Below are 22,488 nucleotides of genomic sequence, written 5' to 3' on the forward strand. Positions count from 1 at the left end.
AAAGCCGAACCCGGCTGCAAGATGCGGGCGCCGATTTGGCGGGTCCGCGCCCGCCCGCGAGCATGGCCGGTCCGCGTTCAGCCGCCGAAATAGCGGTTCATCTTCCTGGCCAGTTCGATATCGAGCGCCGTGACGCCCCCGGCATCATGCGTGTTCAACGTCACGTCGACGGTCTTGTAGACATTCGACCAGTCGGGATGATGGTCCATCTTCTCGGCGGCCAGCGCGACACGGGTCATGAAGGCGAAGGCTTCGGAGAAATTCTTGAAGGTGAAGGTGCGGGCGATCGAGGCGCCGTCCTTTGCCAGCGTCCAGCCGTCAAGCGCCGTCAGTGCTGCTTCGGCGGCTTCCCTGCCCAGTTTCTCTCTCGTCATGTCCGCCTCCCGTGCTATTGCGCTGGAGTAGCCAGCATAGCGCCGGATCCATGATCGCGAAGCCCATAAATTCCATTCTTTTCGTCTGTCTCGGCAACATCTGTCGATCGCCGCTGGCGGAAGGCGTCCTTCGCGCCGTGCTTTCGGAGCGCGGATATGGCGGGGATATCGTGCTCGATTCGGCCGCGACCGGCGGCTGGGAGGTCGGCTCCGCTCCCGATCCGCGCTCGATTGCCGTCGCGTCGCGCCACGGCATCGACATCTCGCGGCAGCGGGCGCGCAAGATCGTGCCGGAGGATTTTCACCGCTTCGATCTGATCTTCGGCATGGACCGGTCCAACGTCCGCGACCTGAAGGCGCTGGCGCCGGCGGCAGTGCGCGATCGCATCCACCTGTTCCTGGACTTCGCCGAGGGAAAGCCGCGCGATGTACCGGATCCCTATTATGAGGACCAGGAAGCGTTTGCTTCGGTCTATCGCATGATCCGCGAGGCGTCGGAGACGCTGGCGACACGGCTTGCGGCGCGCGTATCGACGCCGGACAGCGGCCAAGCTTCCTCGACGACATAAGGGCCGCCGCCGACCGAATCACGCGACGACATCAGGACGAAGCGGCCGATGCGGAACGGCAGCGTCGAGAAATTGCCGCGCGCCGACAGATATTGGGCGACGTCGAGCGGGCTCGAATTGCGCAGGCGCGCCAGTGTCACATGCGGCATGAACTTGCGCGGATCGGCGGGAATGCCGAGCCGTTGGCAGATGCGCTCGATCTCGGCCTGAAGGGCGGCCAGATCGGGCGAGGGGGAAGCGCCCGCCCATACCGCATGCGGCTTCTTCTGGCCGAAAGCGCCGACACCCGACAGTGCCAGCGAGAAGGACGGGCGCTGCACCCGGTCGAGCGCATTGGCGATCTCGTCGGCGACATGGCCTTCGACATCGCCGATGAAGCGCAGCGTCAGATGGTAATTTTCGACGTCGATCCAGCGGGCCCCGGGCAGGCCGCCCCGGAGCAGGGACAGCGAAAGGGCGGCATCACGCGGAATTTCGAGGGCGGTGAAAAGACGCGGCATGAAGAGCCTCCCTTCCTCGAATCGAACTGTCATCCCTAGCGAATCATCGATAATCAAATGGAGCAAGTGGTTTGTTGGTCGCAGGCCTTCGCTAAACGTTTCCCCAACGGAAAGCGGCTTTATCGGACATCATGAATCTCCCGGCACCGCCGCGATGGCCTTCTCCACCGTCGGCAGCATGCGCTCGACCATCTGATCGACCCCTTTGGCGTTCGGATGCAGGCCGTCTCCGAGTTGCAAACTGGACTGGCCGGCGACGCCGTCGAGAAAGAACGGATACAGCGTAACGCCGTATTTCGCGGCGAGTTCCGGAAAGACGGCGTCGAAGGCGCTCTGGTAGTCGGCGCCGAGATTCGGCGCGGCGCGCATGCCGGCCAGGAGCACGGCGATCTTGCGCCCTTTGAGCTTGCCCAGAATCGCGTCAAGGTTCTTCCGGGTGATGTCGGGTGAAACGCCGCGCAGCATGTCGTTGGCGCCGAGTTCGAGGATCACGAGCTGCGTCCCGTCCGGCACCGACCAGTCGAGCCGCGCCAGGCCGCCGCTGGAGGTATCGCCGGAGACGCCGGCATCGGCGACGGCGACGTCATGGCCCCTGGCGCGAAGGGCGGCCTGCAATTTGTCGGTAAAGCCCTCGCCCGGCCCAAGGCCGAACCCCGCCATCAGGCTGTCACCGAAGCCGACGATCTTGAATGGCTCAGCGCGCGCCGACGAAATGGCGCCGCAAATGGCGAGGAGAACGATCAGGCCTGCGGCAAAGCGGCGTTTGAAAGACATGCGGCAGGCCCCATATGACAGAGAATTCTTCCGGCGATGGCTTCCGACAGGCAGAGCCTCCCTTTCCATATAGGACGCTTTCATTTTGACAGAAGCCGTCATCGCGCTGAAAGACGTATCCCTGACACTCGGCGAAGGGGCCTCGTCCGTCCATGTGCTGAAGGGCGTCAGCCTCGAAGTGGCGCGCGGCGAGGCGACGGGCATCGTTGGTCCGTCGGGGTCCGGCAAGTCGACATTGCTGATGGTGCTGGCCGGACTGGAAGGGGTCGATTCGGGTACGGTACGAATCGCCGGCGAGCTGCTCAACGGCAAAACCGAGGATCAGATCGCTTCGTTTCGTGGCCGAAACATCGGCATCGTGTTCCAGTCCTTCCACCTGATCCCCAACATGACCGCGCTCGAAAATGTCGCGGTGCCGCTGGAACTGGCCGGCCACGCCGATCCGTTTTCGGTGGCGGAGCGGGAACTCGCGGCCGTGGGCCTCAGCGACCGCGTCACTCATTACCCCGGCGAACTCTCAGGTGGCGAGCAGCAGCGCGTGGCGATCGCCCGGGCGCTGGCACCGTCGCCGCGCATCCTGATCGCCGACGAGCCGACCGGCAATCTCGACCAGGCGACGGGGCGGCAGGTCGCCGATCTTCTGTTCGCCAAGGCCGCCGAGCGCGGCATGACGCTGGTGCTGGTCACCCATGATCCGGCGCTCGCGGCGCGCTGCTCGCGCCAGGTGTCGATGCGCTCCGGCCGGATCGAAGCGCCGGCGCCGGTCAAGGTCACCGCCTGATGCCGGTGGCGCGGACCTTGAAGCTTGCCATCCGCTTCTCTGTGCGCGAGATGCGTGGCGGCCTGTCCGGCTTCCTTATTTTCCTCGCCTGCATCGCGCTCGGCGTGGCGGCGATCGGCGGCGTCAATTCGGTGGCCCGCTCCATTACCGCCGGTGTCGCCGATCAGGGCCAGACGCTGCTCGGCGGCGACCTTCGCTTCCAGATCAACCAGCGCGACGCCAATCAGGCTGAGCTTGGCTTTCTCGACAGGCTGGGCGTCGTTTCGCATACCGCAGGCATGCGCTCGATGGCGCGCCTGGCCGACGGATCCGACCAGGCGCTGGTCGAGGCCAAGGCGGTCGACGAGGCCTATCCGCTCTTTGGCACGCTGGAAACCGAACCGGCGCTGTCGAAGCAGGAACTGTTCGGCGGGCAGTTCGGCGTTTTCGGCGCCGCTGCACCCGACCTTTTGTTCGAGCGGCTGCATCTCAAGATCGGTGACCGGCTGAAGCTCGGCACCGCCATCTTCGAACTGCGCGCCAGGCTGGTGAGCGAGCCCGACGCGGTTTCCGACGGGTTCGGCTTCGCGCCAAGGCTGATGATCTCGACGGAGGGCCTGACCGCCACCGGGCTGATCCAGCCGGGCAGCCTAGTCGAGAACGCCTACAAGGTCCGGCTGCCCGCCGGTGCCGACGACGCGCGGCTCAAGGCCATCCAGGACCAGGCGGCCAAGGATTTCCCGGAGGCCGGCTGGTCGATCCGCACGCGCAGCAACGCAGCACCGGCGCTGTCTTCCAACATCGAACGCTTCTCGCAATTCCTGACGCTGGTCGGGCTCACCGCGCTGGTGGTCGGCGGCGTCGGCGTCGCCAATGCGGTGCGGGCCTATCTCGACGGCAAGCGCGGCGTCATCGCCACCTTCAAGAGCCTGGGGGCGTCCGGCGGCTTCGTCTTTGCCGTCTACCTCGTGCAGATCCTGATCATCGCCCTGCTCGGCATCGGCGCCGGGTTGGTGCTGGGCGCGCTGATGCCCTTTGTCGCAAGTGCCGCCCTGCAGTCCGTCATTCCGGTGCCGGCGCAAGGCGGCTTCTATCCCGGCGCGCTCGCCATGGCGGCGCTGTTCGGCCTGCTGGTGACGCTCGCCTTCGCGCTGCTGCCGCTCGGCCGCGCCCGTGACGTGCCGGCGACCGCGCTGTTCCGGGAGATGGGGCTGGAAGGCCGCGGCTTGCCGCGCCCCGTCTATGTCGTTTGCGCGCTCGGCATCGCGCTTTTCCTGGCGGCGCTGGCGATCCTGTTTTCGGGCGACCAGCGCATCGCCTCGATCTTCGTCGGCGCCACGATTTTTGCTTTCCTGGTGCTGCGTCTCGTTGGCGGACTGGTGCAATGGGCAGCCAGGAAAAGTCCGCGCGTGCGCTTTGTCGCGCTCAGGCTCGCCATCGCCAACATCCACCGGCCCGGCGCGCTGACGCCGTCGGTGGTGCTGTCGCTGGGGCTTGGACTGACTCTCCTGGTGACGCTGGCACTGATTGACGGGAATCTCCGGCGCCAGATCTCCGGCAACCTGTCGGAGCGGGCGCCGAACTTCTTCTTCGTCGACATCCAGGGCAGCGAAGTCGATGCCTTCTCATCGCTGATCGCAAAGGAGGCGCCGCAGGGAACGCTGGGCAAGGTGCCGATGCTGCGGGGCCGGGTGATGGCGCTCAACGGCGTCGATGTCGACAAGGTCGACGTGCCGGCCGAAGGCGCCTGGGTGCTGAAGGGAGATCGCGGCCTGACCTATGATGTCAGGCAGCCGGAAAACGCGACGCTGACCGAGGGCAAATGGTGGCCGGACAATTATGCCGGCGAGCCGCTGGTTTCGTTTTCCGACAAGGAGGGCAAGGAAATCGGGCTGAAGCTCGGCGACACCGTCACCGTCAATGTGCTCGGCCGCAACGTCACGGCGCGGATCGCCAATTTCCGCCAGGTCGAATGGGAGACGATGGGCATCAATTTCGTCATGGTGTTCTCGCCCAACACATTCGCGGGCGCCCCGCATGGCTGGATCGCGACTCTCACCGAAAAGAGTGCTTCGAGCGCCGAAGACGCGCGCGTCCTCAATGCCGTCACCCGCGCTTTCCCGGCGGTGACGACGGTGCGGGTCAAGGACGCGCTCGACATCGTCAACCGGTTGGTCGGCCAGCTCGGCACGGCGATCCGGGCGGCGGCCGGCGTGGCGCTGATCGCCTCGGTCCTGGTGCTTGCCGGCGCGCTTGCCGCCGGCAATCGGGCGCGCATCCACGACGCGGTGGTGCTGAAGACGCTGGGCGCGACGCGCACCACGCTGATAACGGCCTTCTCGCTGGAATACATGCTGATCGGGCTCGCCACCGCGATCTTCGCGCTCGCCGCAGGCAGCGCCGCAGCCTGGTTCGTCGTCGCGCGCATCATGACCTTGCCGTCGCATTTCATGCCGGAAGTCGCGGTCGCCACGATTGCCTTTTCGCTGGTGATCACGGTCGGCATCGGCCTTGCCGGCACCTGGCGGGTGCTTGGCCACAAAGCGGCGCCCGTGCTGCGAAACCTCTGATTCGCCGCCCTGCGCCGCCTGCCTGGGTTAAATCTTTGTAAGAATGCCATCCAAAACGGCCGGCGGAGCGGCATTTTTAGCCTGTCACGAACCGTTACAACAGGTTACGGTCTTGTTCTCGACGCGAATAACCATCATATTTCGGCGCAGGCATGCTGGAGCCCCGCCAGCGGCGCCTGGGTCCGCAAGAGGCCCGACACCGGACGGGGCAGAAGCAACAGAGGATTTCCAATGGCTGATCCCATTCGCAATTATCAGACGTCGGCGGTGCCCGGCGTCCGCGCCGACATCGACCAGGGTCTGCGCGCGTACATGATCAAGGTCTACAACCTGATGGGGCTTGGCTTGCTCATCACCGGCCTTGCCGCCATCGGCACGATCATGCTGGCCACCACCGCCGACCCGGCCTCGGCCGTCGCGACACTGCCGAGCGGCGAGATGCTGACCTCGTTCGGCTATGCGATCTTCGGTTCGCCGCTGCGCTGGGTTGTCATGCTGGCGCCGCTGGCCGCCGTGTTCTTCCTGTCGTTCAGGATTCAGTCGATGAGCGTCGCCGCCGCGCAGACGACCTTCTGGGTCTATGCCGGCCTGGTCGGCCTGTCGCTGTCGTCGATCTTCCTGGTCTACACCACGGCAAGCATCTCGCAGACCTTCTTCGCCACCGCCGCCGCTTTCGGCGCGCTGTCGCTGTTCGGCTACACCACCAAGCGCGACCTGTCGGCGATGGGCTCGTTCCTGATCATGGGCGTGTTCGGCATCATCATCGCGTCGGTGATCAACATCTTCCTGCAGTCGTCGGCGCTGACCTTCGCCGTCTCGGCGATCGGCGTTCTGGTGTTCGCCGGCCTCACCGCTTACGACACGCAGAAGATCAAGGAGATGTATTTCGAGGGCGACGCATCCGATGTCGCCGGCCGCAAGGCCATCATGGGCGCGCTGTCGCTCTACCTCGACTTCATCAACCTGTTCATGTTCCTGCTCCAGTTCATGGGCGACCGCCGCTAAGCGGTATTGGACCATCAACTCTTGAAAGGGCGGCCCAATGGCCGCCCTTTTCTTTTGTGCGGGCCTCTGCTGTTGTCGAGGGCACATAAGAGGCTTGCATAGAGAATGAGCAATATCCTGATCAGGCCGGCAACCCCGGTCGACCTCGACACCATCACCGGAATCTATGCCGACGCGGTCGCCAACGGCACGGCGAGCTATGAACTGGAGCCGCCCAGCCGCGCCGAGATGGGCGCGCGATTCGCCACGCTCGCTGCCGGCGGCTTTCCCTATCTGGTGGCCGAGAAGGACGACGCCGTACTCGGCTATGCCTATGCCGGCCCCTTCCGGCCGCGCCCGGCCTATCGCTTCATCGTCGAGGATTCGGTCTATGTCGCGCCTGATGCGAAGGGCCAGGGCGTCGGCCTCAAGCTGATGCAAAGCCTGGTTGCGGCGGCGAAGGCTGCAGGCTTTCGCCAGATCGTCGCGGTGATCGGCGATGGCCATGCCGACAGCGCCTCGGTCAGGCTGCACGAGAAGCTCGGCTTTCGCCATTCCGGCCGCCTCGAAGGCTCCGGCTACAAGCACGGGCGCTGGCTGGACACGGTGTTCATGCAGCTATCGCTGAACGGCGGGGCGTCGGTCCCACCTGATCCGGACTCGTTGCCGGAGCGGAAGTTCCGGAAGGGGAATTGAAGAATTAATTCCTCAATTCCCCAATTCCTCAATTCCCCAATTCCCGGTTCAAACCTGAACCAGCTTCAGCTTGCTGTCGAAGACGCCAAGCACGCGGCCAAGCTCCTGGCCGCGTTTGAGGATGCGCCCACCCGCCGCGATGACGGCGAAGGCGCCCTGCTTGCGCGCCAGTTTCGGATCCTTGACGATCTGGAACAGCGGTACTTCGCTGGCGCGACGAAAAACCGAAAAGACAGCGCGGTCGGTGAGATGATCGATGGCGTAGTCGCGCCATTCATTGGCGGCGACCATGCGTCCGTAGAGCCTCAGGATCTGGTCCAGTTCACGCCGGTCGAAGCGGACCGGCTGGTCGAGGCGTTCACGTCGCGCCTCGTGTAGCGGGATCAATATTGCGGATGCGTCTCCATCCCCCATCCCGCCGCCGTCATCAGTCATGCCTCGATCCTTCAAAATGAATCTTTGCCAACCAAAGTTGGCCCCTTCGCAAGCCAATTGCAAGAGCCGGCGAAGCGAAGCCGGCGGCTAGCCGTTTCCCTCGCGTCCAGTCACGTTTGTGAAACGCGTGTTGGAATTGGTGATGCTTCGCCACATTTCTGCCTTTTTTTATCCGCGCTCATGCCCCAATGTCCGACGAATTTACCGGCGTTGCCTGAGACGGTTCGGTCCGGCACCGGCTCGTAAACCCCAAGCCCCCCGCCCACGGGTCTGCGTCGGATCGAACCAACCTCGGCCTTTTCCATGGAAAAGCGCCAGGTGCGACGATCCCAAAACCTAAATGACCGGCGTCAGAAGCAAGCTGACGTCGGTTTTTTCGTTTTTGCACCTTTTTTACGCAACTAAGGCGACCCGTGGAACTCGGCGTAGAGCCCGAGACGGCCATATCGACTCAATTCCGCCGACCGTGCTTGCCATTTGCCGCCTCACTTAATAGGGTGTTAAGTGAAACGGAGACGGCAATGCCAGGCGCATCGGACTCCACGGCAAAACAGGTGAATGGTGGGACGGCCGCGCCAGAGGCCGGCGGCGTCGGCCCTCGCATCAAGGCATTGCGCACGGCCCGGCGCGTCTCGCTGCGCCAGCTCGCCGACATGACCGGCACGACGGCGAGCTTCATCAGCCAGCTCGAGCGCAATCTGTGCGGCGCCAACACCGGCACGCTGCTCAAGATCGCCGCCGCTCTCGACCTCGGCATCAACGATCTGTTCGAGGACAATGCCCGCCCCCTGCACAAGGTGCTGCGGCGCGAGGAGCGGCCGGTCGTTCCGGTCGGCGTGCAAGGCCGCAAGATGCTCCTGTCGCGGCGGCCGATCCACCAGTTCGAGGTCTATGCCGGACATTTCGAGGTCGGCGGGTCGACCGGCGACGAGACCTATGTCCATAGCGGCGAACACGAAATGTTCATGGTGCTCAAGGGGACGGTGGAGCTGACGCTTGCCGACGAGCGCCATGTGATGCGCGAAGGCGACAGCGTCGAATACGCAACGTCGGTGCCGCATCGCACGGTCAATGTCGGCGACACGCCGGCGGAGGTGCTGTGGATCATCGCGCCGCCAACCGCCGGCGCGCTCGAACTCGATCAATACAGGCCCGGAAACCGCTCGCATCCGGGTGAATGAAAACAAATGCGAGTTCTGCAATGGGAGAGTTGATCATGAGACTGAGATTTGGACATGCGGCGTGCGTCGCCATGCTTATGGCTGCTACCGCCGCGCTCGCACAATCCAAGCCGGTGGCGGGAGAGGTGGCTGAAGGCTCGCTGAAGGGCAAGACGCTGACCTTCGTGTCCTATGGCGGAATCTACCAGGACGGCCAGGTGGCCGCGCTCAAGGAGTTCGTCGACAAATCCGGCGTCAAGCTGCTCAATGACGGCCCGACGGAGATCGCCAAACTGCAGGCGCAGGTCGAGTCCGGCAATGTTACCTGGGACGTCGTAGATACCGACGACCTGCCGCCCTATGTCTATTGCGGCAAGCTGTTCCAGAAGCTCGATCTGACGAAGCTCGACGTCTCGAAAATCCCGGAAGGTCAAGTCGGCGAATGCTCGGTGCCGGCGATGAACTACGGTGTCGTGCTGATGTACAACAAGGAAAAGTACGGGGATAATCCGCCCAAGAGCTGGGCCGACTTCTTCGATACCCAAAAATTCCCCGGCGTGCGTGGGATCGACGGCTCCGGTAGCCCGACCGGCGGCCTGCTGGAACAGGCGTTCAAGGTCGCCGGCGGCGACCCGAAGGCGATGACGGTGGCCGACATCGACAAGGCCATCGATGTGGTCCGCAAGCTCGGCCCCGACACCATTTTCTGGAAGACGGGCGCCGAATCGCAGCAGCTCGCCGAATCCGGCGAGGCCGACATGCTGATGATGTGGACGGGCCGCGCCATGACGGCAGTCAAGAATGGTGCCAAATATGCACCTGCCTGGCAGGACTGGCTGGTGGTGATGGACCAGATGACGATCCCGGTAGGCGTCAAGGATACGGATGCATCCTACGCGCTGCTCAATGCCTATCTCGGCAAGCATGCCCAGGAAATATTGGCGGAGAAGACCTCCTACACGCCGATCAACAACGACGCGCAGCCCAAGGTCGACGCTTCCGTGTCCGCCTACCTGACCAACACGCCTGAACGCCAGAAGCAGGGCTACAAACAGAATTTCAAGTTCTGGGTGCCGAACTTCGCGGTGGCGCAGGAGAAGTGGTCGGCGCTGATGGCCGGCAACTGACCGGCTGACGGGAACACAGACCGTGAGCGCGTCCAAGCCAACCATTCCTGCTGCCGAAAGGCGCTGGGCATGGCGGCCGTACGCGCTCGCGCTGCCGGCGCTGGTCCTGCTCCTGGCGGTGATCGGCTATCCGCTCCTCACCATCATCCTGCGCAGCCTGTCGGAGCCGGAGTGGGGCCTGCAGAACTATATCTGGTTCTTCAGCATGCCCATCAATCTCACCGTGCTCCAGCGGACCTTCGTCATTTCGACGTGGGTCACGCTGGTGTGCGTGGTCTCGGCCTATCCCTACGCTTATCTGATGACCGCGGTCGGGCCGCGCGTTCGGCTGGTGCTGATGCTGTGTGTGCTGATCCCGTTTTGGGTGAGCGGCGTGGTGCGCACTTTATCCTGGGTGATCCTGCTCCAGGATTCGGGCGTCATCAACTCGATCCTGCGGTCGCTCGGGCTCGGCGGCGTCAGGCTGATCCGTACCCAGACGGGCGTGGTCATCGGCATGGCGCAGGTTCTTTTGCCCTTCATGATCCTGCCGCTCTATTCGGTCATGAAAGGCATCGACCTCAGGCTGATGCGCGCGGCGCAAAGTCTTGGCGCCCGACCGTCCCGCGCCTTCTTCACCATCTACCTGCCGCTGTCGCTGCCGGGCGTCTATGCCGGGGCGATCATCGTCTTCATCCTGGCGCTCGGCTTCTACATCACACCGGCTCTGCTCGGCGGTCCGCGCTCGACCATGCTGTCCACCCTGGTGCAGACGCAGGTGCTCAGTCTGCTGCAATGGGGCAGGGGCGGCGCGATGGGCGTGGTGCTGCTGGTCACGACCTTCGTGCTGCTGGCGCTTGCCGCGCCGGTGATGCGATCCCGGCACCGGGAAGCGGAGCGGCGCTGATGGAGATGAAGCCGCTCACGCGCGTCATCCTGGGTCTTGTCTGCCTGCTGGTGGCCATATGGCTGGTGGCGCCGACGCTGGTCGTGGTGCCGATGTCGTTCAACGAGAACAAGTCGCTGGCGTTTCCGCCGCAGGGCTTCTCCTGGCAGTGGTACCAGAATTTTGTCACCAACCCGGATTGGTCGAACAGCTTCCTCAATTCGCTGAAGGTCGCCTCGATCGTCGCGGCGCTGGCAACGGTGCTCGGCACGCTTGCAGCCTTCGGCCTCGACCGCATGAAAGCGCGGCCGGCAAACCTGCTGCGCATGCTGATGTTGACACCGATGGTGGTGCCCGGCGTGGTGCTGGCCATCGGCATCTACGCTGTCTATCTCGATACGCGGCTCGTCGGCACGCTGCTCGGCTTCGTGCTCGCCCACACCATCCTTGCGCTGCCCTTCGTGCTGATTGCCGTCTCGGCCAATCTCGAAGTGTTCGACAGGCGCCTCGAGACAGCCGCGGCGAGCCTGGGCGCGAACGCGCTCACCACGTTCCGCACGGTGACGCTGCCGTTGATTGCGCCCGGCGTGCTGTCAGGGCTGCTGTTCGCCTTCGCCACCTCCTTCGACGAGATTGTCGTGTCGCTGTTCATCACCAATCCCTACCTCAAGACATTGCCGGTGCAGATCTTCGCTTCCATCACGCGCGACGCCGACCCCACGGTAGCGGCCGTCGGCACGATCCTGTTGTTTGCCACCACGATCCTGATCGGCAGCGGCATGCTTCTTCTTGGCCGTGAGCGGAAAGGACGCCAATGAATCCGGGGCAAGAGAGCAGGGGGAACCCGGGGCAAGAGAGCAGGGGCGCGGCGATCGATCTCAAGTCGATCAGCAAGGCCTATGGCAGCTTCAAGGCGCTGGACGGCGTATCGCTGCACATCAAGGCCGGCGAGTTCATGACGCTGCTCGGGCCGAGCGGCTCCGGCAAGACGACGACGCTCAATGTCGTTGCCGGTTTCACCGAGGCCAGTTCGGGCGCGCTGGAAGTGGGCGGCAAGAGTGTCGTCGGCGTGCCGGCGCACAAGCGCAACATCGGCGTGGTGTTCCAGCATTACGCGCTGTTCCCGCACATGACTGTGAGCCGCAACGTCGCCTATCCGCTCGCCCTGCGCGGTGTGGCCGGAGCCGAGCGCGAACGCCGCGTGCGCCAAGCGCTCGACATGGTCAAGATGGCGGATTTCGGTCACCGCTTTCCCAGCGAACTTTCCGGCGGCCAGCAGCAGCGCGTGGCGCTGGCGCGCGCCATCGTCTTCGATCCGCCGCTGCTGTTGATGGACGAGCCGCTCGGCGCGCTCGACAAGAAGCTGCGCGAATGGCTGCAGCTCGAAATCAAGCGCATCCACCGCGAACTCGGCACCACCTTCGTCTATGTGACGCACGACCAGGAAGAGGCTCTGGTGCTGTCGGACCGCATAGCCGTGTTCAACCGGGGCCGCATCGAACAGATCGGCACCGGGCGCGAGCTGTATGACGAGCCGGCGACGCTGTTCGTCGGCAAGTTCATCGGCGATTCCACCGTGCTGCGCGGGGCCGCCGCCACCTCCGGCGGGGAGACGGCGATCGACATTGCGGGCCAGAAGGTCGCGACAGCCAAACGTCTCGCCAATGGCGGCAGGCCGGTCATGCTGCTGCGGCCCGAAAAGCTGGCGCTCGCCCGCCGTGGTGTCGGCGGCGATGGCCGCAACCGGCTCCCGGGGCGCATAGGCGAAGCGATCTATCTCGGCTCCGGCTCCAAATACGAGGTCGATCTGGCCGACGGCTCCAAAGCCATCGTGCGCTCGACCCTGGAAGCAGACAGTTTTGCCATCGGAGACGAGGTCGACGTGCTGTTCGCCGGCGCCGACGTCAAGCTGCTCGCCGACGACGACAAGGCCGACCTGACGCTTACCTGAACTTCGGAACGGATTTCAAAAAATGCAAGCCAAGCATAATGGCGACGTGTCGTTCTGGTATGCCGATATCGGCGGCGTTCCCGCTTATCGGCCGCCCTTGCCCGGCGACATCGAGGCCGATGTCTGCGTCGTCGGCGCCGGCTACACCGGCCTGTGGACCGCCTATTATCTGAAGAAGGCGCGGCCTGCGCTGCGCATCGCCATCGTCGAAAAGGAGTTCGCCGGCTTCGGCGCCTCGGGCCGCAATGGCGGCTGGCTGTCGGGCGGTTTCAGCTGGTCGCGCGAGAAATACGCAAAAACATCGTCGCGCGGCGCCGTGATCGACATGCAACGCGCCATGTTCGGCACGGTGGATGAGGTGATCGCGGTGACGGAAGCCGAGGGCATCGATGCCGATATCCGCCGTGTCGACAACATCACCGTCGCCACCAACGCCGGGCAATTGCAGCGCGCCAAGGCAGAATACGAGGAGCTGCTGGGCTGGGGGATGCCGCCGGAGCGGCTGGCCTTCCTCGACGCGCGGGAGGCGCGCCAGCGCATCGCCATCGACAAGGTGCTGGGCGCCCTCGTCGTGCGCAACGTCGCGCGTGTACAGCCGGCCAAGCTGGTCCAGGGCTTGGCGGCCGCGGTCGCGCGGCTCGGCGTGCCGATCTACGAGCAGACGCAGGTGCTGGCGATCGAGAAGGGCAAGGTCACCACCACCAGAGGCATCGTGCGGGCGCAAAAGATCATCCGCGCCACCGAAGGCTTCACGGCTGGCATTCCCGGCTACGAGCGTCTCTGGCTGCCGCTGAACAGCGCCATCGTGGTGACCGAGAAGCTGCCGCAAGAACTCTGGGACGCGATCGGCTGGAACGGTTACGAGGTGCTGGGGGATGCCGCGCACACCTATTGCTACGCTCAGCGCACGCGCGAAGGCCGCATCGCCATGGGTGGCCGCGGCGTGCCCTACCGCTTCGGCTCGCGCACCGATGTGCGCGGCCGGACCCAGCAAGCAACCATCGACCAGTTGCACGAGGTGCTGACCAGGCTGTTGCCGCAGACCAAAGGCGTGCGCCTCGACCATGCCTGGTGCGGCACGCTCGGTGTGCCGCGCGACTGGTGCACGACTTCGGGTTTCGACCGTGAGAGCGGCATCGGCTGGGCCGGCGGCTATGTCGGGCTCGGCGTGTCGAGTTCCAACCTGTCGGGCCGCACCTTGCGCGACCTGGTGCTCGGCCACGAGACCGAACTGACCCGGCTGCCCTGGGTCAACCGCACGGTCAAGAAATGGGAACCGGAACCGCTGCGCTGGCTCGGCGTGCACACCATGTACCAGCTCTATCGCATCGCCGACCGGCGTGAAGCAAACGGCTTGGGCCGTACCTCACGCCTTGCGGCCTTTGCCGGTCGCCTGACCGGACACTGAAACCATTCGAAGACGATGTGTAACGGTTTGCGTCTGGAATTGCGCCGAACCCGTGACGTTACAGGTTTCGATCGATGGAGGTCTCGGATCCGGGCTTGTGGATGAACGCCGCACCCAGGATGGGACCCGGGAGGCCATCCTTGCCGACCGATTGCAAAAGCACGGCGCAGCCGCCCTTCTTGGTGATCTCGCTCAGCGGCAATTCATAGCGCTGCGCCTTGCCGTGCCACATGCCGGCGGTCTGGATCCCGGTGACCGCGTTCCAATAGGTCATCTTGCGGCCGGAGTTCTCGCCCTGGCCGATCTTGACCGTCTGCGGTGCGTCGAAATAGACGATGACGACATGGGCGTCGTTCGGGCCGGTGCCGGCATCGCCGGTGTCGATGATCACACGGTCGCCGGCGCGGCTGACCTTGATGGGCACACGCATGCCTTCGCCGGCACGGGCCATGCGGGCAAGCGCGCCGTCGACCTCGGCGCGATTGGCGCCGTTGACATGCATGCGGCCGTTCAGGACGGCCTGCGGCGTATAGACGGAACGGCTGCTGAAATAGCGCATATAGTCATATTGCCGCTCGGTGTTTTCCTTGTGGCTCAGCGTGTCCTTCCAGCCGAGATAATCCCAGTAGTCGACGTGGTAAGCGAGCGCGACAAGGTCTTGCCTGGTGGCGAGTTCGGCGAAGAACGCGTCCGCCGGCGGGCAGGAACTGCAGCCCTGGCTGGTGAACAGTTCGACCACGCCAAGCGGCCGGTCGGGCTGGGATTTTTCGGCCTGGACCGTTTCGGGCTCGCTGCCTTGGCCAGCACCGGCAAAAACCGAGAAGGCCAGCGCGAAGGCTGCCAGCCATAATGATCGTCGCGAGGCCATGACCATTCCAATTCCCGCCGGTGATGCCGGCTTTGTTCTGCTTTGCCGAAATATGTGGCAGAACGGGAAGTCAACGGGAAGTCACGTTGCGGTGAAATTTTATCGCTGCAATCGTGAGGTAAGGCCGCAATAGGAGAAGCCACTGCATTTCACGGTGTGGTTCGATCCGGCGGCGGCATCATCCCCATGTGGCAGGTTCTCCTCACCCCCGCCGATCTCTATTGCGAGCGAACCGGCCCTGGACTTTGGTCCGGGCCGGTCAATGCTTTGACGAAGCGTGCCTTCATCGCTGCAGGACTGTAGGGGAGTAGGGGAGTAGGGGAGTAGGGGAGTAGGTTACCCGTTCCGGGCTTAGTGTCCTTGTTCCTACTCCCTTACTCCCTGCTTTCTACGCTGCCAGATCGCGCAGCACGTATTGCAGGATGCCGCCGTTCTTGAAGTAGTCGAGCTCATCCAGCGTATCGATGCGGCAGATGATCGGCACGTTCTTCACCGTGCCGTCGCCATAGATGATCTTGGCGACCATCGTCTGGCGCGGCTTGATGGCGCTCAATCCGTCGATCTCGACCATCTCGTCGCCCTTGAGGTTGAGCGAAGCCCATGAGGTGCCGTCCTCGAAGACGAAGGGGATGACGCCCATGCCGACCAGGTTCGAGCGATGGATGCGTTCGAAGGACTGGGCGATGACGGCGCGGACACCCAAGAGGTTGGTGCCCTTGGCCGCCCAGTCGCGCGACGAGCCGTTGCCGTATTCGACGCCGGCGAAGATGACCAGCGGCACGCCTTCCTTCTTGTATTCCATCGCCGCGTCGTAGATCGATTCCTCTTCCTTCGTGGGATAATGGATGGTGTAGCCGCCCTCGCGGCCGTTCTCGCCCAGCATGTGGTTGCGGATGCGGATGTTGGCGAAGGTGCCGCGCATCATCACCTCATGGTTGCCGCGCCGGGTGCCGTACTGGTTGAAGTCGGCGACGCCGACGCCATGGTCGGTGAGGTATTTGCCGGCCGGCGAGGCAGCCTTGATCGAACCCGCCGGCGAGATGTGGTCGGTGGTGATCTTGTCGCCGAACAGGCCGAGCACGCGGGCGCCCTTGATGTCGCCGATCTTGCCGAAACCTGATGTCATGCCGGCGAAGTAGGGCGGGTTCTGCACATAGGTCGAATCGTTGTCCCAGGCATAGGTCTGGCCTTCCGGCGCCTTGACGTTCTGCCAGTACTCGTCGCCCTTGAAGACGTCGGCATATTTGCGGGCGAACAGCTCGCGGGTGACGTTCTTCTCGATGAACTCCTGGATCTCGGCCGAGCTCGGCCAGATGTCCTTGAGATAGACCGGATTGCCGTTCCTGTCGTCGCCGAGCGGCTCCGTGGTCAGGTCCTTGGTGACTGTGCCGGCCAGCGCGTGCGCCACGACCAGCGGCGGCGACGCCAGGTAATTCGCCTGCACGTCGGGCGAGACGCGGCCCTCGAAGTTGCGGTTGCCGGAGAGTACCGCGGCAGCGATCAAACCTTTGTCATTGATGGTCTTGGAGATCGGCGCCGGCAGCGGGCCGGAATTGCCGATGCAGGTGGTGCAGCCGAAGCCGACCAGGTTGAAGCCGATCTGGTCGAGCTCCTTCTGCAGACCCGACTTTTCCAGATATTCCGCCACCACCTGGCTGCCGGGGGCCAGCGAGGTTTTTACCCACGGCTTCTGCTTCAGGCCGAGGCGGTTGGCGTTGCGGGCAAGCAAGCCGGCGCCGATCAGCACTGACGGGTTCGAGGTGTTGGTGCACGAGGTGATGGCTGCGATGACAACGTCGCCATGGCCAAGGTCATGGTCGGTGCCCTCGACGGCGTAGCGCTTGGAGATTTCCGCCGCCTTCTTGTACTCGGTCTCCATCGCCTTGGCGAAGCCGGCCGGAATGCCTTCGAGCGCGACGCGGCCTTCGGGCCGCTTGGGGCCAGCCATCGACGGCACGACGCTGTCCAACTCCAGTTCGAGCAGATCGGTGAAGACCGGGTCGGCGGAGCCGGCCTCGCGCCACATGCCCTGCGCCTTGGAATAGGCCTCGACCAGGGCGATGCGGTCCTCGCTGCGGCCGGACATTGTGAGATAGCGGATGGTTTCGGAGTCGACCGGGAAGAAACCGCAGGTGGCGCCATATTCGGGCGCCATGTTGCCGATGGTGGCGCGGTCGGCCAGCGTCATGTTGGACAGACCTGGGCCGAAGAACTCGACGAACTTGCCGACGACACCCTTCTTGCGCAGCATCTGGGTGACGGTGAGCACGAGGTCGGTGGCGGTGACGCCCTCCTTGAGCTTGCCGGTAAGGCGGAAGCCGATAACTTCGGGCAGCAGCATGGAAACCGGCTGGCCGAGCATGGCCGCCTCGGCCTCGATGCCGCCGACGCCCCAGCCGAGCACGCCAAGGCCGTTGATCATGGTTGTGTGCGAATCGGTGCCGACACAGGTGTCGGGATAGGCTGTCGTTTCGCCGTCCTCGGTGTTGGTCCACACGACCTGGCCGAGATATTCGAGGTTGACCTGGTGACAGATGCCGGTGCCGGGCGGCACGACGCGGAAGTTGCGGAACGCCTGCTGGCCCCATTTCAGGAACTTGTAGCGCTCTTCGTTGCGCTCATATTCGAGCTCGACGTTGCGGGCGAAAGCCATCGGCGTGCCGAACTCGTCGACGATGACGGAATGGTCGATGACGAGGTCGACCGGCACCAGCGGGTTGATCTTCTGCGGATCGCCGCCGAGCGAGGCCATGGCGTCGCGCATGGCGGCGAGGTCGACCACAGCCGGAACGCCGGTGAAATCCTGCATCAGCACGCGGGCCGGGCGATAGGCGATCTCGACGCCGGCGGTGCCCTTGTCGGTCAGCCAGCCGGCCACCGCCTGGATGCTCTCCTTGGTGACGGAGCGGCCGTCCTCGTTGCGCAGCAGGTTTTCCAGCAGCACCTTCATCGAGTAGGGCAGCTGGGCAATGCCGGTGAGGCCGTTCTTCTCGGCCTCGACGAGGTCGAAATAGGCATACTCGGCGTCGCCCGCTTTCAGCGTGCGGCGGCAATTGAAACTGTCGAGGGATTTTGACACGTGCGATCCGTCCTTGTCTGTTCAGCCTGAAAGGGAACGGACGCCGATGGCATGCAATCACGCGCAAAGGTGCGGGTACGGCCATTTCCGCTGTCCGTTCCCAAGCAACCCGAGCCGTTCAAGGCGGCGCGTGCGCTGGTTCGGCGCTAATTCTGTTCCCGCGCCGACCGCTGGCACGGATGACCCGGATATAGAGAATTTTCTGGAATAGTTCTAGACAGTTGCAAAGCAAATTTGTGCGATGCGGCAGCGACCGTGCCGCTTCGTTCGAGAGACAGGTACGGGATGCGGCTGATCGCCGAAAATCTGGGCGGCGAGCGCGGCGGCGCGGCGGTGTTCTCCGGCATCGGGTTTGCGCTGGAGGCCGGGCAGGCGCTGGTCGTCACCGGGCCAAACGGTTCGGGCAAATCGACCTTGCTCAGGGTGGTCGCCGGGCTGCTGCCGAAAGCCGAAGGCCGTGTGCTGCTCGAAGGCGGCGGCGACGAATTCCCCTCTATCGCCTCCGCCTGTCACTATCTCGGCCATCAGAATGCGATGAAGACGGCGCTGAGCGTGACGGAGAATTTACGTTTCTGGCGGGAGTTCCATGGCGAAGGCCGGCTCGATGTCGAGGAGGCGCTGGAAACAGTCGGGCTGGGCGGCATCGGCCATCTGCCGTTCGGCTATCTCTCGACCGGACAGCGACGACGCGCGGCGATAGCGAAGCTGTTGGTCAGCCACCGGCCGCTGTGGTTGCTGGATGAGCCGACGGCAGGGCTGGACAGGGCTTCTGAGGGGCGGCTTGCGGAGTTGATGCGCGGGCATTGCACGGATGGCGGGATGATCGTGGCTGCGACACATCTGCCGCTGGGATTGGAGGGCGCGAAGGCGTTGGCAATGGGGGAGGCCGGATAATGCAGGCCGCGTTCCGTCATCGTTGGAGAAAGTGTCGCAAAGCCGCGGAGGCGTCGCGCCCATGCTAGCCCTCCTCCTCCGCGACATCCGCCTCTCGATCCGCGCCGGCGGAGGCGCGCTGACCGGCGTCATCTTCTTCCTTGCCGTCATCGCCACCATCCCGTTCGGCGTCGGGCCGGACCTCAAGCTTTTGGCCCGCATCGGTCCGGCGATCCTGTGGATCGGCGCGCTGCTTGCTTGCCTGCTTGGCCTCGACCGGCTGTTCCAGGCCGACCGCGAGGACGGCTCGCTCGATCTGCTGGTGCTCGGCAACGACGGGCACATGCTGGCGCTGACGGTGTTGGTGAAATGCGTGGCGCACTGGGCGGGAAGCGTGTTGCCGCTGGTGGTCGCCGCACCCCTGCTCGGCCTGTTCATGAACATGGAGCCGTTGGCCATCGGCGCCACGGCGCTGACGCTTCTGGTCGGCACGCCGGCCATCACCTTCATCGGTGCCGTGGGTGCGGCGGTGGCGGTGGCGCTGCCGCGCGGGGGGCTCCTGATCTCGGTGCTGGTGCTGCCGCTGACCATCCCGGTGCTGATCTTCGGCGTTTCGGCAAGCTATGGCGCGACGGCCAATCCGGATCCGTTCCTGCAGCCCTTCCTCATTCTTGCCGCGCTGACCTTGTTTCTTGCCGTGCTGGGCCCCGTGGCCGCGGCGCTTGCATTGCGTCACGGCACGGATTGAGGTGGCCACGAGCGGCACAGGCTGCGGCGTGGCGGCCGATTGCGCGGGCCGTGGCGCGAGGTTAAGGGAAGGCATGATCGAGCGCAGCGAACGGACCGGGTTGGCGGGCGGCATGCCAAGGAGGCGGCCGGCATGAGCCCGCACGTCCTCTACGTCACCGCCGCCTATGCCATCACCGCAGTGGTGCTGGCCGGACTGATCGGCTGGATTCTCATCGACCAGCGGGCACGCAAGCGCGAACTCGCCGAACTCGAGGCGGCCGGCGTGCGCCGCCGTTCCGACAAGACCGGGGCGGGAAAGCCGTGAGCAGCGAAATCGAAACGCCGCCGCCGGCCCGCCGCCGCCTGTTGGTATTCTTGCCGTTGCTGGTCTTCCTCGGCCTGGCCGGACTGTTCCTGTCGCAGCTCTTGTCTGGACGCGATGTCTCGGAAGTGCCGTCGGCTTTGATCGGCCTGCCGGCACCGCAAACCAACCTGCCGCCCTTGGAGGGCAGCACTCTGCCGGGGCTCGATTCGAAGGCCTTCGCCGGCAAGGTCACGCTGGTCAACGTCTTTGCATCGTGGTGCGCCCCATGCCGGGAAGAGCACCCGGTGCTTCTGGCGTTGGCGCAGGACAAGCGGTTCGTGATGGCGGCGCTGAATTACAAGGACCGGCCGGAAAACGCCCGCCGCTTCCTCGGCGACCTCGGCAATCCGTTCCAGGCGATCGGCGTCGACGAAGCCGGCCGCACGGCGATCGATTGGGGCGTCTATGGCGTGCCGGAAACCTTCGTCATCGGCAAGGATGGCAAAATAGCCTACAAGCACGTCGGCCCGCTGACTGCTGAGTCCGCCAAGGAGCTTCTGCTGCCGCAGATCGACAAGGCGCTCGCGGCGCCCGGTTGATGCAGCGGCGCCCCCTCATCCGGCCGCTACGCGGCCACCTTCTCCCCGTGGGGAGAAGAGACAGGGGCGTTGATGCAAGTTAGCTCCTCTCCCCTTGGGGAGAGGTCGGATTGCCCGAATTGCTTTTGCAATTCGGTTTGGCAATCCGGGTGAGGGGGCGGTGCCCGCCTCCGTCTGAAAAACTCAGCCGTAGATCTGCATGTGGATCTGGTAGAGCATTTCCGAGCGGTCGGCGCGCATGTCGGCCAGATCGCGGCTGGAGAAGCTGTCGATTTCGGCGACGAGGCGGTTGTAGTGCTTGCGCTTGGCGATGCTGCTGCGAGCGCGGGTCATGAGGTCATTGAAGATCATAGCAAGGTTCCTTCTGTGCCGCATTCTCGCGGCTGGTTCTTCCTCCCTTGATCGATACGGAACATGACATAGTAATGGTGCATTGCAAAAAGAAGATGTTGCAATGCACCATTGCACGCAACGCATAGCCGGTTAATGGCGTCCTAAGGCACGTCCTGTCCGTTTTGTCTTACAAATTGCTGATAGCCCGTCTTGCCAGATCGGTCGCGGGCTGGCTTGATCCGGCGTCACGTGATGCCGGGAGGAAATGCATGGCGGCCGCAGACTATTACGAAATTCTCGATCCGCGTTTCGCGCGCCTGTTCAACGGCAGCGCGCAAGTGGAGAAACTGTTCACCGGCTGCCGCTGGGCGGAAGGGCCGGCCTGGTTCGCAGCCGGCCGCTATGTCGTGTGGTCGGACATTCCGAATAACCGCATGCTGCGCTTTGACGAAACCGATGGCAGCGTCAGCGTGTTCCGCCAGCCGTCGGGCAACTCCAACGGCAACACCGTCGACCGGCAGGGCCGGCTGGTCACCTGCGAGCATTCGGGTCGCCGCGTCAGCCGCACCGAGCATGACGGCTCGGTCACCACCGTCGCCGCCAAGTGGAAGGGCAAAAGGCTCAACTCGCCCAACGACGCGGTGGTGAAGTCCGACGGCTCGATCTGGTTCACCGACCCGACCTATGGCATCGACACCGACTATGAGGGTGACAAGGCCGACAGCGAGATCGGCGCCTGCCATGTCTACCGCGTCGATCCCGACAGCGGTGAGGTCGAAGCCGTGATCACCGATATGGTCAGGCCGAACGGGCTTGCCTTCTCGCTCGATGAAAGCCTGCTCTATGTCGTCGACACCGGCCGCACGCATGGCGCGCAGAATCCGGCGCATATGCGGGTGTTCAATGTCGGCAAGCACGGCAAGAAGGTTTCGGGCGGCAAGGTGTTCGCCGACTGCACCGCCGGCCTGTTCGATGGCTTTCGGCTCGATGCCGACGGGCGTATCTGGACCAGCGCCTTCGACGGCATCCATTGCTACGATCCGGACGGCACGCTGATCGGCAAGGTCAAGGTGCCGGAGGTGACCGCCAATTGCGTGTTCGGCGGCGCCAAGCTGAACTGCCTCTACATCGCCGGCACCACCTCGCTTTATTCGGTGCGGCTGATGGTGAATGGGGCCAAGACGTACTGATCAGGAATGAAGGGGAGGACGTCATGCCATTCGTCAACATCCGCATCGTCAAGGAAGTGATCGCCGCCGATCCGGCAGGCAAGAAGGCTGACATCGCCAGGAAAGTCACGGCGGCGATCATGGACGCCACCGGACTTGGCAATGACGATGTCTGGGTGGTCTTCGAGGAAGTCAACGCCCGCGACTGGTATGTCGGCAAGACCGATGTCGAGACGTTGCGGGCGAAGAAGTAGGGCAGCGGTTTTTCCTTCTCCCCTTGTAGGCCGCGAAGGGCGGGCGAGGCCGGTGACCAGGGCGGTGGATCGGCGCGCAGCGCCGAGACGGTTGAGGGGTGGGTGAC

Annotated in this window: 24 protein-coding genes and 1 pseudogene; 18 read left to right on the plus strand and 7 right to left on the minus strand. The window is 64.3% G+C overall.

Annotated elements, in window-relative coordinates:
- Positions 1-77 precede the first annotated feature (77 nt).
- Complete coding sequence (locus O7A70_RS16035; RefSeq protein WP_337141213.1) at positions 78-374, minus strand: 4a-hydroxytetrahydrobiopterin dehydratase; 297 nt, start codon at positions 372-374, stop codon at positions 78-80.
- Positions 375-424: 50 nt separating this feature from the next.
- Between O7A70_RS16035 and O7A70_RS16040 the strand changes: the two genes are divergently transcribed.
- Positions 425-943, plus strand: a complete 519-nt coding sequence (locus O7A70_RS16040; protein ID WP_337141214.1) for a low molecular weight protein-tyrosine-phosphatase — start codon at positions 425-427, stop codon at positions 941-943.
- On the opposite strand, the gene thpR is transcribed toward O7A70_RS16040, so the two are convergent.
- Positions 847-1,443: an RNA 2',3'-cyclic phosphodiesterase gene (thpR, locus tag O7A70_RS16045; protein WP_337141215.1), complete on the minus strand. Its 597-nt coding sequence runs from the start codon at positions 1,441-1,443 to the stop codon at positions 847-849. The genes O7A70_RS16040 and thpR overlap by 97 nt on opposite strands.
- 129 nt (positions 1,444-1,572) lie before the next feature.
- Positions 1,573-2,217, minus strand: a complete 645-nt coding sequence (locus tag O7A70_RS16050) for an arylesterase (RefSeq protein WP_337141216.1) — start codon at positions 2,215-2,217, stop codon at positions 1,573-1,575.
- Positions 2,218-2,302: 85 nt separating this feature from the next.
- Between O7A70_RS16050 and O7A70_RS16055 the strand changes: the two genes are divergently transcribed.
- The 4 genes from O7A70_RS16055 to O7A70_RS16070 all read left to right on the plus strand — a co-directional run bounded on the left by O7A70_RS16055 (position 2,303) and on the right by O7A70_RS16070 (position 7,227).
- On the plus strand, positions 2,303-2,998 hold the full coding sequence (locus O7A70_RS16055; RefSeq protein ID WP_337141217.1) for an ABC transporter ATP-binding protein: 696 nt from the start codon (positions 2,303-2,305) through the stop codon (positions 2,996-2,998).
- Entirely contained in the window at positions 2,998-5,547 is a 2,550-nt protein-coding gene (locus O7A70_RS16060) for an ABC transporter permease (protein WP_337141218.1), read from the plus strand. The genes O7A70_RS16055 and O7A70_RS16060 overlap by 1 nt, the downstream gene beginning before the upstream one ends.
- 231 nt (positions 5,548-5,778) lie before the next feature.
- Positions 5,779-6,552, plus strand: coding sequence for a Bax inhibitor-1/YccA family protein (locus O7A70_RS16065; RefSeq protein WP_140510906.1), 774 nt, complete (start codon positions 5,779-5,781; stop codon positions 6,550-6,552).
- A gap of 105 nt (positions 6,553-6,657) precedes the next feature.
- A complete protein-coding gene (locus O7A70_RS16070; RefSeq protein ID WP_337141219.1) occupies positions 6,658-7,227 on the plus strand; it encodes a GNAT family N-acetyltransferase in 570 nt (189 codons plus the stop codon).
- Positions 7,228-7,275: 48 nt separating this feature from the next.
- Here O7A70_RS16070 and O7A70_RS16075 read toward each other — a convergent pair whose 3' ends face one another.
- Complete coding sequence (locus tag O7A70_RS16075) at positions 7,276-7,662, minus strand: DUF2794 domain-containing protein (protein ID WP_027146198.1); 387 nt, start codon at positions 7,660-7,662, stop codon at positions 7,276-7,278.
- Positions 7,663-8,183: 521 nt separating this feature from the next.
- On the opposite strand from O7A70_RS16075, the gene O7A70_RS16080 reads away from it, so the two are divergent.
- Genes O7A70_RS16080 through O7A70_RS16105 form a run of 6 tightly spaced genes read left to right on the plus strand, consistent with a single transcriptional unit; the run spans position 8,184 to position 14,173 of the window.
- A complete protein-coding gene (locus tag O7A70_RS16080) occupies positions 8,184-8,843 on the plus strand; it encodes a helix-turn-helix domain-containing protein (RefSeq protein WP_337141220.1) in 660 nt (219 codons plus the stop codon).
- A gap of 35 nt (positions 8,844-8,878) precedes the next feature.
- Complete coding sequence (locus tag O7A70_RS16085) at positions 8,879-9,949, plus strand: extracellular solute-binding protein (RefSeq protein ID WP_337141221.1); 1,071 nt, start codon at positions 8,879-8,881, stop codon at positions 9,947-9,949.
- Between the two features lie 22 nt (positions 9,950-9,971).
- Positions 9,972-10,835, plus strand: coding sequence for an ABC transporter permease (locus O7A70_RS16090; RefSeq protein WP_337141222.1), 864 nt, complete (start codon positions 9,972-9,974; stop codon positions 10,833-10,835).
- On the plus strand, positions 10,835-11,632 hold the full coding sequence (locus O7A70_RS16095; RefSeq protein ID WP_337141223.1) for an ABC transporter permease: 798 nt from the start codon (positions 10,835-10,837) through the stop codon (positions 11,630-11,632). The genes O7A70_RS16090 and O7A70_RS16095 overlap by 1 nt, the downstream gene beginning before the upstream one ends.
- Positions 11,629-12,765, plus strand: a complete 1,137-nt coding sequence (locus O7A70_RS16100) for an ABC transporter ATP-binding protein (protein WP_337141224.1) — start codon at positions 11,629-11,631, stop codon at positions 12,763-12,765. The genes O7A70_RS16095 and O7A70_RS16100 overlap by 4 nt, the downstream gene beginning before the upstream one ends.
- 22 nt (positions 12,766-12,787) lie before the next feature.
- Positions 12,788-14,173: an NAD(P)/FAD-dependent oxidoreductase gene (locus tag O7A70_RS16105; RefSeq protein ID WP_337141225.1), complete on the plus strand. Its 1,386-nt coding sequence runs from the start codon at positions 12,788-12,790 to the stop codon at positions 14,171-14,173.
- A 58-nt stretch (positions 14,174-14,231) separates the two neighbouring features.
- Here the strand turns inward: O7A70_RS16105 and O7A70_RS16110 are convergent, their stop codons facing one another.
- Complete coding sequence (locus O7A70_RS16110) at positions 14,232-15,047, minus strand: DUF1223 domain-containing protein (protein WP_337107653.1); 816 nt, start codon at positions 15,045-15,047, stop codon at positions 14,232-14,234.
- Positions 15,048-15,227: 180 nt separating this feature from the next.
- Here O7A70_RS16110 and O7A70_RS34200 point away from each other — a divergent pair.
- A pseudogene (locus tag O7A70_RS34200) lies at positions 15,228-15,341 on the plus strand (ceramidase domain-containing protein); the annotation flags it as partial.
- An 88-nt stretch (positions 15,342-15,429) separates the two neighbouring features.
- On the opposite strand, the gene acnA reads toward O7A70_RS34200, so the two are convergent.
- Entirely contained in the window at positions 15,430-18,120 is a 2,691-nt protein-coding gene (gene acnA / locus O7A70_RS16115) for an aconitate hydratase AcnA (protein WP_337141226.1), read from the minus strand.
- Positions 18,121-18,405: 285 nt separating this feature from the next.
- Between acnA and ccmA the strand changes: the two genes are divergently transcribed.
- The 4 genes from ccmA to O7A70_RS16135 all read left to right on the plus strand — a co-directional run bounded on the left by ccmA (position 18,406) and on the right by O7A70_RS16135 (position 20,625).
- Positions 18,406-19,014 carry a heme ABC exporter ATP-binding protein CcmA gene (gene ccmA / locus O7A70_RS16120; protein ID WP_337141227.1) on the plus strand — a complete coding sequence of 203 codons (609 nt, stop codon included), beginning with the start codon at positions 18,406-18,408 and terminating at the stop codon, positions 19,012-19,014.
- A gap of 61 nt (positions 19,015-19,075) precedes the next feature.
- Entirely contained in the window at positions 19,076-19,741 is a 666-nt protein-coding gene (ccmB, locus tag O7A70_RS16125; protein ID WP_337141228.1) for a heme exporter protein CcmB, read from the plus strand.
- 132 nt (positions 19,742-19,873) lie between these two features.
- Positions 19,874-20,047, plus strand: coding sequence for a heme exporter protein CcmD (ccmD, locus tag O7A70_RS16130; protein ID WP_337141229.1), 174 nt, complete (start codon positions 19,874-19,876; stop codon positions 20,045-20,047).
- Positions 20,044-20,625, plus strand: coding sequence for a DsbE family thiol:disulfide interchange protein (locus tag O7A70_RS16135; RefSeq protein WP_337141230.1), 582 nt, complete (start codon positions 20,044-20,046; stop codon positions 20,623-20,625). Before ccmD ends, O7A70_RS16135 begins: the two co-directional genes overlap by 4 nt.
- A 183-nt stretch (positions 20,626-20,808) precedes the next feature.
- Here O7A70_RS16135 and O7A70_RS16140 read toward each other — a convergent pair whose 3' ends face one another.
- Positions 20,809-20,976 carry a hypothetical protein gene (locus O7A70_RS16140; protein ID WP_337141232.1) on the minus strand — a complete coding sequence of 56 codons (168 nt, stop codon included), beginning with the start codon at positions 20,974-20,976 and terminating at the stop codon, positions 20,809-20,811.
- Between the two features lie 251 nt (positions 20,977-21,227).
- Between O7A70_RS16140 and O7A70_RS16145 the strand changes: the two genes are divergently transcribed.
- Positions 21,228-22,148 carry an SMP-30/gluconolactonase/LRE family protein gene (locus O7A70_RS16145; RefSeq protein ID WP_337141233.1) on the plus strand — a complete coding sequence of 307 codons (921 nt, stop codon included), beginning with the start codon at positions 21,228-21,230 and terminating at the stop codon, positions 22,146-22,148.
- Positions 22,149-22,171: 23 nt separating this feature from the next.
- Complete coding sequence (locus O7A70_RS16150; RefSeq protein ID WP_023774508.1) at positions 22,172-22,381, plus strand: tautomerase family protein; 210 nt, start codon at positions 22,172-22,174, stop codon at positions 22,379-22,381.
- The last annotated feature ends 107 nt before the right edge of the window (positions 22,382-22,488 follow it).

This window comes from Mesorhizobium sp. Cs1299R1N1 (assembly GCF_037179655.1).
In the GTDB taxonomy this organism is placed as follows: domain Bacteria; phylum Pseudomonadota; class Alphaproteobacteria; order Rhizobiales; family Rhizobiaceae; genus Mesorhizobium; species Mesorhizobium salmacidum.

What these genes read in the sequence shown, in the direction of transcription:
- O7A70_RS16050 (WP_337141216.1), bottom strand. Translation starts at nt 2,217, where the DNA reads ATGTCTTTCAAACGCCGCTTTGCCGCAGGCCTGATCGTTCTCCTCGCC.
- O7A70_RS16035 (WP_337141213.1), bottom strand. Translation starts at nt 374, where the DNA reads ATGACGAGAGAGAAACTGGGCAGGGAAGCCGCCGAAGCAGCACTGACG.
- O7A70_RS16145 (WP_337141233.1), top strand. Translation starts at nt 21,228, where the DNA reads ATGGCGGCCGCAGACTATTACGAAATTCTCGATCCGCGTTTCGCGCGC.
- O7A70_RS16085 (WP_337141221.1), top strand. Translation starts at nt 8,879, where the DNA reads ATGAGACTGAGATTTGGACATGCGGCGTGCGTCGCCATGCTTATGGCT.
- ccmA (WP_337141227.1), top strand. Translation starts at nt 18,406, where the DNA reads ATGCGGCTGATCGCCGAAAATCTGGGCGGCGAGCGCGGCGGCGCGGCG.
- O7A70_RS16040 (WP_337141214.1), top strand. Translation starts at nt 425, where the DNA reads ATGATCGCGAAGCCCATAAATTCCATTCTTTTCGTCTGTCTCGGCAAC.
- O7A70_RS16150 (WP_023774508.1), top strand. Translation starts at nt 22,172, where the DNA reads ATGCCATTCGTCAACATCCGCATCGTCAAGGAAGTGATCGCCGCCGAT.
- O7A70_RS16065 (WP_140510906.1), top strand. Translation starts at nt 5,779, where the DNA reads ATGGCTGATCCCATTCGCAATTATCAGACGTCGGCGGTGCCCGGCGTC.
- O7A70_RS16105 (WP_337141225.1), top strand. Translation starts at nt 12,788, where the DNA reads ATGCAAGCCAAGCATAATGGCGACGTGTCGTTCTGGTATGCCGATATC.
- O7A70_RS16110 (WP_337107653.1), bottom strand. Translation starts at nt 15,047, where the DNA reads ATGGTCATGGCCTCGCGACGATCATTATGGCTGGCAGCCTTCGCGCTG.
- ccmD (WP_337141229.1), top strand. Translation starts at nt 19,874, where the DNA reads ATGAGCCCGCACGTCCTCTACGTCACCGCCGCCTATGCCATCACCGCA.
- ccmB (WP_337141228.1), top strand. Translation starts at nt 19,076, where the DNA reads ATGCTAGCCCTCCTCCTCCGCGACATCCGCCTCTCGATCCGCGCCGGC.
- O7A70_RS16140 (WP_337141232.1), bottom strand. Translation starts at nt 20,976, where the DNA reads ATGATCTTCAATGACCTCATGACCCGCGCTCGCAGCAGCATCGCCAAG.
- thpR (WP_337141215.1), bottom strand. Translation starts at nt 1,443, where the DNA reads ATGCCGCGTCTTTTCACCGCCCTCGAAATTCCGCGTGATGCCGCCCTT.
- O7A70_RS16060 (WP_337141218.1), top strand. Translation starts at nt 2,998, where the DNA reads ATGCCGGTGGCGCGGACCTTGAAGCTTGCCATCCGCTTCTCTGTGCGC.
- O7A70_RS16070 (WP_337141219.1), top strand. Translation starts at nt 6,658, where the DNA reads ATGAGCAATATCCTGATCAGGCCGGCAACCCCGGTCGACCTCGACACC.
- O7A70_RS16100 (WP_337141224.1), top strand. Translation starts at nt 11,629, where the DNA reads ATGAATCCGGGGCAAGAGAGCAGGGGGAACCCGGGGCAAGAGAGCAGG.
- O7A70_RS16095 (WP_337141223.1), top strand. Translation starts at nt 10,835, where the DNA reads ATGGAGATGAAGCCGCTCACGCGCGTCATCCTGGGTCTTGTCTGCCTG.
- O7A70_RS16080 (WP_337141220.1), top strand. Translation starts at nt 8,184, where the DNA reads ATGCCAGGCGCATCGGACTCCACGGCAAAACAGGTGAATGGTGGGACG.
- O7A70_RS16075 (WP_027146198.1), bottom strand. Translation starts at nt 7,662, where the DNA reads ATGACTGATGACGGCGGCGGGATGGGGGATGGAGACGCATCCGCAATA.